The organism is Mycobacterium sp. (genome assembly GCF_035499775.1).
GTDB lineage: Bacteria > Actinomycetota > Actinomycetes > Mycobacteriales > Mycobacteriaceae > Mycobacterium.
In genome coordinates this window covers 1-11880 of the sequence record NZ_DATJYB010000642.1, presented here as the reverse complement: position 1 = coordinate 11880, position 11880 = coordinate 1, and the positions used below count along the sequence as shown (strand labels likewise).

The window sequence follows — 11880 nt, the reverse complement described above, 5'->3', positions numbered from 1 at the left end:
GATATGGACCGCATCGTGGTCGACGACGACACGATCGTCACCGAAGGCAACTACCGCTCCCTTTACCACGGCGCCGACGCCGCCAAGAGGGGCTTCCCGGTAGATGATCCGGAGGCCTTCTACATCCTGTCGCTGCGCATGCTGATCGTCTGGCCGTTCGACGCCGATGGCTTCATAAAAGGCGAAGAGACCTACAGCGCCGTCACGACCCCCGATTTCTTCACCAAGATCGAGACATCCGAGGTGCCGCAGGAATTCCGCGACTTCATCGACGCGCGGTAGCTAATCTCATCGAGATGACCGGCCCCGAGATCCCCGAAGAACTGCGCAACCGCGATCCGGAGTTCATCCGCGCAGTCCTGCCCCCGTTGTGGTTGCTGTCGACGGTGTGGTTCCGCGCCGAGGTGCTTGGCTTTGAAAACGTTCCCGACGAGCCGGTGCTGTTCGTCGGCAACCACAGCGGCGGCGGCTCCACCCCGGACACGTTCGTCTTCCTGCTCGCCTACAACACGTTCTTCACCGTCGAAGGTCGGCCGCTGTATGCGCTGGCGCACGACACAGTCACGGCCGCACCGGTTATCGGCGGGTTGACCCGCAAGCTCGGCGTGGTTCCGGCCGCCAACTCCTTCGCCGAGCGCATCTTCGAGTGCGGCGCTTCGGCCCTGGTCTACCCGGGCGGCGACGTCGAGGCGCTGCGTCCGTGGCGCGACCGCAACAAAATCATCTTCTCGGGACGCAAGGGCTTCCTGCGCCTCGCACATAGCTCGAACGTCAAGATCGTGCCGGTGGTCGCCACCGGCGGCCACGACACCTTGATCATCCTCAACGACGGCCGTCCCACCGCGAAGCTGCTGCGGCTGGACAAATTGGCCCGAGTCAAAAGCATGCCCATGACGCTGAGCATCCCGTGGGGTCTGTCGCCGCTTCCGCTGCCGCACTTCCCTCTTCCCGCGAAGATCCGCATGCAGGTGCTGGAACCGATCGACCTACGCGCCCGGTTCGGCGAGGAACCGGATTGGGATCACGCCTTCGACTACGTCACCAGCGTCATGCAGGTCGGATTGTCAAAGCTGGCCAGCAGAACCGTCGTCCCGATGGTCCGGTGACATGAGCCAGACGGTTACGGTCTCCCGCCACGTCCGCTGCCCGGTCGACGAAGCCAGCGCCTTCGTCACCGACCCGCACAAGCTGCTTTCCAATATGTCCACGCTCAGCCGATGCCGATTCATCGAGTCCACTGACGACGGCGAGCTGTGGGATGTCTATGTGGACAGCGGCACCGTCCACCTCGGCGGACGGGTGCTCGTCACACCCCCCACCGATTTCCAGGCCAGCCGTTTGCACTGGAAATCCGTACGGGGAACCCGGCACTCGTTCGACGCTCGCGTCGAGCCCGACGGTGACGGCACCAGGCTCACCCTGGCTCTGAAGTTTTCGGTCACCGGGTATGCCATCGCCTGGATCAGCGAGTTGATCGGGCGCGGTTTAGTCGGCCGCAACCTGGAAGCCATCGCCGAGGAAATCCGGCACCAACTCGAATTCGAGCGGTAGCCTCACGGCGCGCGCAGCGACACGAGCTCGTCGGCGGTGATGTCGACGAGAGCGGTGCCGAGCTGTTCGATCCGACGTTTACCCGGCTGCTTACCCGGCTGCGTTATGCGCCAACGGGTTTCGCAAGTTTTCAAGTCGACCGCGAGAGCCGCGGCCGGCGGTTCTTCGTCGTGCTTCAGCAACACGACTCGGCCGTCCGAGCCGACGTACGACGTCAGTGGGTACTGGCGTTGGCAGGTCGACCCGGGCCGGCCGGTGTCAAGGTTCCACTGCTGCCAGGTCTCCAACAGACTGGGGTATTCCTGCCAGCCCAGGTAAAGGTTGTTTGCCATCGCCCAGAAGATCGGCGTCTTGTGGTGGGCTAGGTCGGCGGGCAGCGTTGCGACCTCCCGTCCGTCCGGCGAGTACACCCGGAACACCGGCCAGTCGAGCACGATCGGCAGCGCCGTGGCCTCCATCAGGTTGTAGTTCTTGAGTTCTCGTCGGGCCAGTTGCTGACCGGCCGGGTCGTAGAACAACACACCGACCGTATTGCCGGCCTCGTATTGGTAGGCGAATCCACCGGCGTAGACGATTGCCCGTTTGAGCGTGGTGCCGGGTGGGGGTGTCGGCGTCTTCTCGGTCCCGTCGACCACCGAGAACACCCGATACCTCGGATCGTCGGCGGTTGGTATCTGCGTGGCCAGCGTCACCGGAGTTCCGTCGTCTACGGCAAACACCGGCGCCACCAGATGGCCGCTGCCCGGGACGAACCAGGTCAACTCGGCCCGTGGCCCGACACCGTAGACGCCCTTGCCCGCCACGCTGGCCATCATTCGGGTCTGACCGCGCGGGTTTCCCACCGCCTCGATGTAGGGACCGAAGCCGCGGTAGTTGTCCTGCCACAGATCCGTCTTGCCGGAATAGGTCACCACTCCCCGATCGAGATCGAGCACCCAGACCTGCCCCGGTTGGCCTTCAATCGCCGGGTTGTCCACACACACCGCCACCGACGGGCCGTTCTGGTAGCAATCGTGGTACCACGAGTTGTAGTGAAAGCCGTCCAGCAGAACCGATTTGAACAATCGCGACCCGGTCTTCAGGTCGATCCCGTACACCCAGCCCCGCTTGCAGTCGCCTGCGCAGCCGGTGAGGAAGTAGGCGTGGTCGCCGATCGTCGTGATCGGCTGCCCGACCGGAACGTCGGCAGGTAGGCCGATGTCGGTGGTGGTCAATCGCCAGCCCGGCACCGGCTCACGATCCAGCGGAAAGCCGACCAGGAGGCGCTGCGGGGCGGTCGCGGTTGGGCGGAACCGGGGCAGCAGCACCGCCGCGATCACCAGCTCGGCGACCAGTACGACGGCGACGATGACCCGGCGGCGCATCGCTAAAACACCCAGCTGAGCGGGTGCTGCAGCACGAATCCGTGGTTGACGATGGGATCGATGCAGGCCACCCCGTCGGGGGTGACCGCACAGGTTGCGCTGGCGGCGGTGATCTTGGCGCCCACCGGTACCGGGCGGAAGCCGTCGGGAGGCGGGCAGGGTCCGGTGCCGCGGGAAAAGGTGTAGAGCCCGACCGCACCGCCCGTCGAGATGCCGTCGCACGAATTGTCATACTCACCGCGCGGCACCCCGTCGGGAATGCCCGGAATGTCGCCGCTGCACGAGACGCCGTCGTGCGCGTTCGGGTCGGCCGGCAACTCCCAGGAACAGTTCAGCTGACCCGCGACAAACTGGATGCGCCGTACGCTCTTGGTCCCCACCACGGCGACATACGGAGCGGGGTCCACCGCGGAGAACTTGCTCAGGTCCGGGAAGCCGGGTGGCGCCGCGGCGGCCGATGGCGGCGCCACGCCACTCAGCGCCAATAGGACGGCTGCAAGCAAGGACGCATGACGCACCGGTCAATGCTAATTGCGCGCCCCGCGGCCGACGTTGGCGAGCACCTGTTGCGTATTGTACGGCGCGCCGATCGGCGCCCCCTGCGCGTCGTTGAGCGTATTCCATTGACTGGCAAAGATATTCATGCATTCCAGGGTGGAACCGGGAACGATATACCCACCGTAGTTCTGCGGCACGAAGTTCGGCGCATCCCGATCACCCTGCTGCATGACAACACTCATGGCGCCCTTGCTGAACACGTCGGTGGGGCTGTCGGCCACCCATATCTCCACCGCACCATCGGGTCCGCCTCTGACGTTGAAACCGGCTAAGACGGCCGCCCCCTCGACTTCCCGGAAGCTGAGCTCGCCAAAGTGGGTGTCACTGATGGTGATTGCTTCCTGGCCGGGTGCACCCCAACACCTGCTGCCGTCGCGCAGCTCGACATACGGCCGCCAGGCCGAGCGGTCGGTGACCCTGTCGGGATCGGTGCGGTAGAGACTGACTCCCCGGCTGCGGTCGAAAGAGTCGGCGACGATGTACACGTTACCGTCCTTGGCTTGGTAGCCGCTGATCTGTGACTGCGCACCGTGTGCATAGTCGCCCGGACGCCATGACCCTTTGACCGGCTTCCAGCCCCGCTCCGGATCGTCGGTGACTTCCACCAGCCACGAACCGCCTTCGGGGCGTAGCTGATTGGTGCCCACCACCAGCATGTAGGTCAGGCCGTCGAGCTGGATACTGCCCGCCGGCAGCGTGTTCATACCGCGCGCCTGACGCGGCGGGATGAACAAAATACTTGGGGGGTATGGGCCTCCCGTGGGTCCCGTCAGAGGCGCACCGAAATGCGGCCGACCCGCGTCGTCGAACGTCACGGGCACCGCCACCGACGGGTAGTGCGGGTCGGCGCCGACCCTGTCACCGCCGAACGCGTCGCCGAAAACCGCGACATACGACCCGTCGGGCAACTGAACAACCTCCCCTAGGTCCGCGGCGCCGATACCGGGTATGGCGCCCCGGGCGCCGGTCCCGGCGATCGGACCGAGATTGCGTGCCTCGCCACGCCGCAACGCCCGCCTCTCCTCGATCAACGCCAGCAGGGCGCGGGTGGCAGCACTGGGCGGACGGGCCGCCGACGTCGCGACGTACAGCCGCCAAGTCAGGTCGCAATCGGCCACCTGGACCGTCACCAGGCCCGCATCGTCGCTGACGTCGAGGATGGACCAGCTCATGAAGCCGATGCCCAGCCCGTTTCGGATATAGGTTGCGGCGGTGCCGATGTCGGCGACCTCCAGGGCGACGGTGCGTTCCACGCCGGCGGCGGCGAACGCGTTGTCGACGACGGTTCGGTTGCCGTATCCGGGCGGACCGTCGACGAACGACATCCCGGCCAGATCGGCCATTGACACCGAATTCCGTTGGGCGAGTGGGTGATCAGCCGGGACCACCAGGAGCAGCGGGACTTCGGCGACCAGACGGGCGTCCAGGTCGGCCGGCGGGGCGCCGGTGAAGACCAGGAATGCGACGTCGAGATCCCCGTCGCGCAGTTGCCGGGCCAGTCCGCTGGTACCGGCGCTGGCGGCGCGCAGCTGGATCCGTACCTCGGGATGCCGGGTGTGCAGGTCGGCCAGCAGCGTGGGCAGGTCGATGACGCTGATCGACGTCAAGGTGCCCACGGTCACGGTGCCGCGGACGGCTCCGCGGGTGGCGTTGACGGCGTCTCTGGCCGCGCGGGCAGCGTCCAGCGTGGCACGGGCATGGGGCCGCAACTCCTGTCCCGCGGGCGTGAGTGTGACTCCGGCGGGGCCTCGGACAAATAATTCCGCGCCGAGTTCGCGTTCCAGGGCCTTGACCGTCGCCGACACTCCGGACTGGACGACATGCAGCCGTCTGGCGGCCTGGGTGAAGCTCTGCGTGTCGGCGACCGTCAGGAAGTACTCGAGGTGACGAAGCTCCACCCGACCATTATCACTGTTGATGCTGGTAGCCATCAGAAGTTTTCATTGGCTGTGATCGCGCGGCCTCGCGTAGCGTCGAAACGTGAAGGTCACCAGAACCCGCTGGTCTTCGACATCCGACCAAGACCAGTTCACCGTCGACAACCCGGCCACCGGCCGGCCCGTCGCCGTCGTGCAAGGATCCGGGCCGCCGCAGGTGGACCAGGCAGTACGGGCCGCCCACGCCGCGCACCTGAACTGGAAGCAACGCCCGGCCCGCCAGCGTGGCCACTACCTGCGCAAAGCGGCCGAGGTCATCCGCGCCCACGCGGACGAGATCGCCGCGCTGGAATCCCTGGAAATGGGCAAGCCGATCACCCAGGCCCGCCAATTCGACGTCGAGGCCGCGATCGCCATCTTCGACTACTTCGCCAGCGTGGTCGAGGTGCTGCCCAGCCAGGCGCGCGACTACGGCCCGGTCCTGGACGTCACCACGCTGGAGCCCTACGGGGTGATCGCCGGCATCGTGCCGTTCAACTGGCCGCCCATCCACACCGCCGGCAAGACGGCACCCGCACTGGCGGTGGGCAACGCGATCGTGCTCAAGCCGCCCGAGCAGACACCTTCGGTGGTACTGCGCATGGCCGAACTCATCGCGTCCGTACTGCCCGACGACCTCGTGCACGTCGTGCCCGGGGCTGGCGCGGTGGGGGCCGCGCTGGCCGGACATCCCCTGGTGGGCAAGGTCTCGTTCACCGGCTCCCCGGCGACGGGCTCCGCCGTGTTGCACACCGCGGCCGACAACCTCACCCCGACCCTGATGGAGCTGGGCGGCAAGAACCCGTTACTGGTGTTCGACGACGCCGATCTGCACGAGGCACTGCTGGCCGCCATCGACGGCGGTTTCTTCAACCAGGGCGAGGCCTGCACCGCATCGTCACGAATCCTGGTGCAGGACAACATTTTCGCCGAGTTCTCCGAGAGGCTGGGCAGCGCCGTGAGCCGGCTACGCGTTGGCGACGGCGCCGATCCCGACACCGACGTCGGACCCCTGGTCACCCGCGCACAGCAGAAACGGGTTCTGGAGTACCTCGACATCGGGGTGGGTGAGGGCGCTCGCATCGCCGCTCAGGCGCCCCTGCCCAGCGACCCCCGGCTCACCGACGGTTTCTACGTTCCGCCCACCCTGCTCACCGATGTCACCCCGGACATGCGGGTGGCCACCGAGGAGATCTTCGGTCCGGTCGTCGCGCTGATCCCCTTCAGCGACGAGGAGCAGGCGGTGCGGATCGCCAACGGCACGCAATTCGGCCTCGTCGCAGGGGTTTTCACCCAGGACACCGATCGGGCACTGCGGGTGAGCCGGCAGATCCGCGCCGGAGCCGTCTTTGTCAACAACTACTTCCGGGTCGCGGTCGGCACCGGATTCGGCGGCGTCGGCCACAGCGGCTTCGGCCGCGAGCACGCCCAGGAGACGCTGGCCGAGTACGGCTACACCAAGACGATCCGCCTGGCCGCGCGGCGCGACGAGCTGCCGAGCTGGACCGGGGCCACCAAAGCACTGAAGGGATAACACATGAGAACCATTGCGCTCGAAGAGCATTACGCGACAACAGGATTCCTGAGCGGGCCGGGCAGCTGGCTCAAGGCCCGCCCGGGCATTGTGGAACCGATCTCCGACCTGGGCGACGGACGCATCGCAGCCATGGACGACGCCGGCATCGACCTGGCCGTGCTGTCGCTGGCAGCGCCCGGGGTGGAGCAGCTGGACGGACCGGCGGGCACCCGCTTGGCCCGGGCCTGCAACGACGAACTGGCGGCGGCCATCTCACGCTATCCGGACCGGCTCGCCGGATTCGCCAGCCTGCCGATCAGCGCGCCCGAAGCGGCAGCCGAGGAGCTGGAGCGGGCGGTCCGCGAGCACGGATTCCCGGGGGCGGTGATCAACGGCCACTGCCGGGGCGTCTACTTGGACGACGCTTCCTTCGAACCGGTGCTCGACCGCGCGGCGACGCTGAAGGTTCCGATCTACCTGCATCCCACGATCCCGCCGGCCGCCGTTATCGAATCCAGCTACGCCGGGTTTGCCGCCGACGTCACCTTCGCGCTCGCCACGGTGGGGTGGGGATGGCACATCAACACCGCCACCCACCTGCTGCGCTTGATTCTCGGTGGCGTGTTCGACCGCCATCCGTCGCTGCAGTTCATCATCGGACACATGGGCGAGGCGACGTCGTTCATGCTCCCCCGATTCGACGCCACGCTAAGGCCGGAACTCACCGGGCTGCGCCATCCGGTCAGCACCTACCTGCGGGAGAACGTCCACTACACCTTCGCCAACTTCAACGACGAAGCGGCCTACGCCAACCTGGTCGCCCAGGTCGGCGTAGGCCGGGTGGCGTTCTCCACCGATCACCCCTTCGGTTCGATGAAAGCCGCCCGCGCTTTCCTCGACAATTTGCCGCTCTCCCAAGAAGATCGGGCGAGCATCAGCCATCGCAATGCGGAGAATCTGCTCGGTCTGTGAGGGCTGATGCGACACCGGCATTTTCTCGAACGTGCTTGTCGAACCACGCGAGCACCTCGATGCGACTTATATTCCACCTGCTTTCAGGTAGGTCGGCCACGACTTCAGTCTTGAAACGCTGATACGTTGAAGACGTTATAGCCCACCGTTTTCGCAGTCAGCACACGGCATTGGCGTGCCGGACGGCGAATTGAAGGTAAACAACACCGCCCGGGGCACCAGTTTCAGGGTTCAAGAATTCGTTGATCATGATTACTGTCCAGTCGTTTCCAGAGTTTCAAGCCAAACATCTTCTGCTGCAGACGCTTTGGTACCTCAAGGACTATTGACCGGCCGTCGGGACTTGGCCAAGATGCCGGAGGCCACGCTGCCGCCCACTATCAGAGCGACACCCACAATGAAATCGACAGAGCCGGTGACCAATCCCGCAACACCCGTGACGATCACGAACGTGGGCAACCACTCGACAATCCGCACGACCGAGGGCAGCTGCGCGGGTTCCCCGTTGGCCAGGTCGAACTTGGCCGAGGCGTAGTCGGGGTAGAACTCGGAGAACGAGACCGCAAAGAAGATCGCGGCCAGTTGCAGGATCCACCCGGTCCAGAAGTTGCCGGCGTCGTGCAGGACGAACACACCGATGAAGCCGGCGGCCGCGGCGGCGGTGAAGGCACTTGCAAAAACAGCCGTGATGACGTCGTTGATCCGCTTGAACAGCGGGCTGTCCCAGTATTCCTGCGGCGTGCTGTCTTTGGCGTAGGCCATCGTGAATGGCTTGCGGATCAGCAGCGCGATCCAGGCGAAGCCGGCCAGCGAAATGTTGGTCAGTTCGCCAGACCAAGCTTCCAGAAACCGGATCACATTGTCCGCGGCGAACAGGCCAACGACGGCCAGCGCCCCGAAGAACGCGGCACCGAACAGCTCGAGCAAGTGGACCTTGATGCCCCTGCTCATGCCGACGAGCATCACCAGCACCGAAAGGCCCAGTCCGGCGAGCACGGCCTCCTCGAAGCGTCCGGGTCCGGACAGGATCGACAGCAGCGCCCAGGGCGCGATGCCGGCGAACGGTGACTTGAGGAACGCGTCGATGGCGCCCCCGAGGCCCTTGGCCCGCGGCCGGCTGTTCGTTGCGTTGTTGCCGGTGCTGGCGAAGTCCGGCAGGTCACGGCGGATTGTCTGGGTCATCTCATCTCCTCAGGTCAACGTTCCATTTATAACATGTCGATACTGACATGTAGGTAATGACATGTCAAAGGTGGAGGTACCATGGCTGGGTGAGTTTGCGACACGCCGCGCTGGGATTGCTGGCCGACCACCCTGCAAGCGGATACGACCTGCTCAAGCTGTTTCAGCTGGTGATGGACCCCGTCTGGCCGGCCACGCAGAGCCAGCTCTACGGCGAACTCAACAAGATGGCCGCCGAGGGGCTCATCAAGGTTTCCGACCTGGGCCCGCGCGGGCGCAAGGAGTACGCGATCACCGATGCGGGCCGCGATGAGCTGCACCGATGGATGATTTCCCCGCAGGAGGACCCGCCGATTCGCAACGCGGCCCTGCTGCGCGTCCTGATGCTCAGCGAGCTCACCCCCAGCCAGCAGCGTGAGTACCTGGAGAAGTACCGGACCATTGCCGAGCGAGACCACGCCCACTTCCAGCAGATCCGCGACTCCACCGACTGGTCCGACAGCGAAGACGACTTCTTCGCCGGCGCCGTCCTGGAGAACGGGCTGCGTTGGAGCAAGGCAAAGGCCGAATGGGCCACGTGGGTGATCGATGGCCTGAACCGGCGAGCAGACGCCAAAGCGCCTTAATTCGAGCGACTACTCGGCACCGGTAACGCTTTGCCATCGAGGCGGTCCCAACGGCGCGTCACTGCTGTAACCTGCCGTACCCCCGCCGTAATCTGACTCCCGATATCTCTGATTTTCAGGAGAGCGTGTGCGCTTACCGCAAAAAGCACGGTGCAGCATGGCCGTTGGGTCGCTGCTGCTGACGCTGGTTGCCGGCTGCAGCTCCGTCATCGGGGGCAAACCGGTCGCCGGATCGGGGGCAGGGCCGACCGAACCGACCTTCCCCAGGCCCAGACAGACCGCCACGGCGCTACCGACCGCGGCCCCGCTCCCACCGATAACACCGACAAGCTCGCCCGCACCGGCCGGCGCCATCCCGCTCAAACCCGACCAGAACGGTTACGTCTTCATCGAGACCAAATCCGGCCTGACGCGCTGCCAGATCAATTCGGCCAGCGTCGGATGCGAAGCCGCGTTCACCAACTCCCCGCTGCAAGATGGCGAACACGCCAACGGCGTAAATATCAACGCCAACGGTTCCGTGCAGTGGGTCCTGGGCAACCTGGGGGCCATCCCGACCGTCACCATCGACTACAAGACTTACGACGCGCAGGGCTGGACCATCAACGCCACCGCCGAAGGCACCCGGTTCACCAACAAAAACACCGGCCACGGCATGTTTGTCAGCATCCAGAAGGTCGACACGTTCTGAGCTGACCAGCCGACCGCCGGACAAAGGCTTCGGCGATGAACAGGTGGGGTCAGTACCATCGAAACCGTGGCAAACTACGGCCCGCCCGACGACTTCAACAGGCAACCGACCCAAAAGGCGGCCTGGAGTCCATACCAGCCTCCCGGCCAGCAGCCGCCAACCGTGGCACCGCCTCCCCCGGGCCCGCCCAACCAGTACGCGCCCGGTGCGGCCACCGAGTACGCGCAGTCGGGTCCGCCCACTGAGTACAGGCCCCCGGAACCGCAGCCCGACCCGGATGACGAAGAGCCTGCGCCGTGGTACCGCAAGGCGCTGGTGCTGGGGCTTTGGGGCCTGCTTGTTCTGATTTTGATCGGGCTGATCGTCTACGGCGCCGACAAGCTGATCTTCGGCGACGAGGGGGGCACCAACAACACCCCGACGCCGAGCACGACTACCAGCACCCCGCCGACTAGCGCTAACAACACCACCACCACGACTACCCCGTCGGAATCCCCGACTACGACCACCACCAGCGCGGCGCCTCCCCCGAGCAGCGGAGCCCCACCACCGCCGCCACCGCCGACACAGCGCCCCCAGCAGCCACCACAGGCACCAACGCGCCAGCCGCATCATCCACACCTGCCGCCGCTGCCGTCGGTGATTACCATTCCGGAAGTACCGCACCCGATTACGCTGCCGCCCAACCTCCCCTAACAACCCGGTCGCAGCGAGGTCAACTTTTGGCTACCGACCGGGGCGCGATTCAGGGCCTCCAGCCCTAGCGGATACGCTCGGCTGTCGTGGCATGGAACGACCCGCCGGACTATGGCCCCAGCAACCCCTCCGTGCGAGGCAACTACGGCCCTGGCGACCCGAGGGGCGGACAAGAACCCGAACCGGTTCCCCGCTGGCGCAAACCTTTAGCGCTGGTCGGATGGGCCGTACTCATCGTCGTGCTGATCGGCGTGATCATCTACGGCAGCCTTGAGCTGATGAAGGACCAGGAACCGACGCCGGCCACCCCCTCGACGACAACTTCGACAACCGCGACTACCTCCACGCCGACGACGACAGCCACCACGACAACACCGACCACCACGACGCCGGAAACCACCACCACGACGACGACCACCACGTCGACGCGGCGCCACTTCCCGCAGCTACCGACTTTTCCCCACCATTGACGTGGCCGAGGCCAGACCGGCACCCGATATGGTGAGGACCGCTAGCCGAATGACGGCATTGCAACAAGCACGGGGGTGCGCCGCATGAGCGAATCGCTCGGGTTGTCGATCGGGGTGGCCAACCTGGTCGGGGCCCGCGCGGGTAGCGCTCCGGTCCGCCGCAGCTCCGTGTTGACGCTGTTCGACGACCGGGCAAGCGAGGTCGGTCTGCCCGAAGAAAACCCGAACCTGACCCAACCTGGCCTGGTCATGCGGGGTTTTGTCGAGCGGGTCGGGGACCGGTCACCGCTGGTGGCGGCGGACGGGACGAAATACCTCGGCGAGGCGCTGACGGTCGA

The 11880-nt window shown here is 65.7% G+C and carries 12 protein-coding genes and 2 pseudogenes; 10 read left to right on the top strand and 4 right to left on the bottom strand.

Annotated elements, in window-relative coordinates; all coding sequences use genetic code 11:
- The 3 genes and pseudogenes from VML93_RS38140 to VML93_RS38130 all read left to right on the top strand — a co-directional run.
- Positions 1–282: pseudogene (locus VML93_RS38140) on the top strand (nuclear transport factor 2 family protein); the annotation flags it as partial.
- Positions 283–296: 14 nt separating this feature from the next.
- Complete coding sequence (locus tag VML93_RS38135; RefSeq protein WP_325619016.1) at positions 297–1106, top strand: 1-acyl-sn-glycerol-3-phosphate acyltransferase; 810 nt, start codon at positions 297–299, stop codon at positions 1104–1106.
- Between the two features lies 1 nt (position 1107).
- Positions 1108–1551, top strand: a complete 444-nt coding sequence (locus VML93_RS38130) for an SRPBCC family protein (protein WP_325619014.1) — start codon at positions 1108–1110, stop codon at positions 1549–1551.
- Positions 1552–1553: 2 nt separating this feature from the next.
- On the opposite strand, the gene VML93_RS38125 is transcribed toward VML93_RS38130, so the two are convergent.
- From VML93_RS38125 to VML93_RS38115, 3 genes are read right to left on the bottom strand one after another with little or no spacing between them, the layout of a single operon-like run.
- Positions 1554–2915: a hypothetical protein gene (locus tag VML93_RS38125; protein WP_325619011.1), complete on the bottom strand. Its 1362-nt coding sequence runs from the start codon at positions 2913–2915 to the stop codon at positions 1554–1556.
- 2 nt (positions 2916–2917) lie between these two features.
- On the bottom strand, positions 2918–3433 hold the full coding sequence (locus tag VML93_RS38120; RefSeq protein ID WP_325619009.1) for a hypothetical protein: 516 nt from the start codon (positions 3431–3433) through the stop codon (positions 2918–2920).
- A 9-nt stretch (positions 3434–3442) separates the two neighbouring features.
- The gene (locus VML93_RS38115) at positions 3443–5371 is read right to left on the bottom strand and encodes a LysR substrate-binding domain-containing protein (RefSeq protein ID WP_325619007.1); all 1929 of its coding nucleotides are present in this window, start codon (positions 5369–5371) and stop codon (positions 3443–3445) included.
- 82 nt (positions 5372–5453) lie between these two features.
- Between VML93_RS38115 and VML93_RS38110 the strand changes: the two genes are divergently transcribed.
- Both VML93_RS38110 and VML93_RS38105 read left to right on the top strand, forming a co-directional pair.
- Complete coding sequence (locus tag VML93_RS38110; RefSeq protein WP_325619005.1) at positions 5454–6923, top strand: aldehyde dehydrogenase family protein; 1470 nt, start codon at positions 5454–5456, stop codon at positions 6921–6923.
- A gap of 3 nt (positions 6924–6926) precedes the next feature.
- Complete coding sequence (locus tag VML93_RS38105; RefSeq protein ID WP_325619004.1) at positions 6927–7877, top strand: amidohydrolase family protein; 951 nt, start codon at positions 6927–6929, stop codon at positions 7875–7877.
- Positions 7878–8192: 315 nt separating this feature from the next.
- Here the strand turns inward: VML93_RS38105 and VML93_RS38100 are convergent, their stop codons facing one another.
- Complete coding sequence (locus tag VML93_RS38100) at positions 8193–9059, bottom strand: hypothetical protein (protein WP_325619002.1); 867 nt, start codon at positions 9057–9059, stop codon at positions 8193–8195.
- A gap of 89 nt (positions 9060–9148) precedes the next feature.
- Here VML93_RS38100 and VML93_RS38095 point away from each other — a divergent pair, with 89 nt between their 5' ends.
- The 5 genes and pseudogenes from VML93_RS38095 to VML93_RS38075 all read left to right on the top strand — a co-directional run.
- The gene (locus VML93_RS38095) at positions 9149–9685 is read left to right on the top strand and encodes a PadR family transcriptional regulator (RefSeq protein WP_325619000.1); all 537 of its coding nucleotides are present in this window, start codon (positions 9149–9151) and stop codon (positions 9683–9685) included.
- Between the two features lie 127 nt (positions 9686–9812).
- Positions 9813–10376 carry a hypothetical protein gene (locus tag VML93_RS38090; RefSeq protein ID WP_414686558.1) on the top strand — a complete coding sequence of 188 codons (564 nt, stop codon included), beginning with the start codon at positions 9813–9815 and terminating at the stop codon, positions 10374–10376.
- Positions 10377–10442: 66 nt separating this feature from the next.
- On the top strand, positions 10443–11072 hold the full coding sequence (locus VML93_RS38085; protein ID WP_325618996.1) for a hypothetical protein: 630 nt from the start codon (positions 10443–10445) through the stop codon (positions 11070–11072).
- Positions 11073–11158: 86 nt separating this feature from the next.
- Positions 11159–11542, top strand: a complete 384-nt coding sequence (locus tag VML93_RS38080; protein WP_325618994.1) for an oligopeptide transporter substrate-binding protein — start codon at positions 11159–11161, stop codon at positions 11540–11542.
- A gap of 84 nt (positions 11543–11626) precedes the next feature.
- Positions 11627–11880: pseudogene (locus VML93_RS38075) on the top strand (molecular chaperone); the annotation flags it as partial.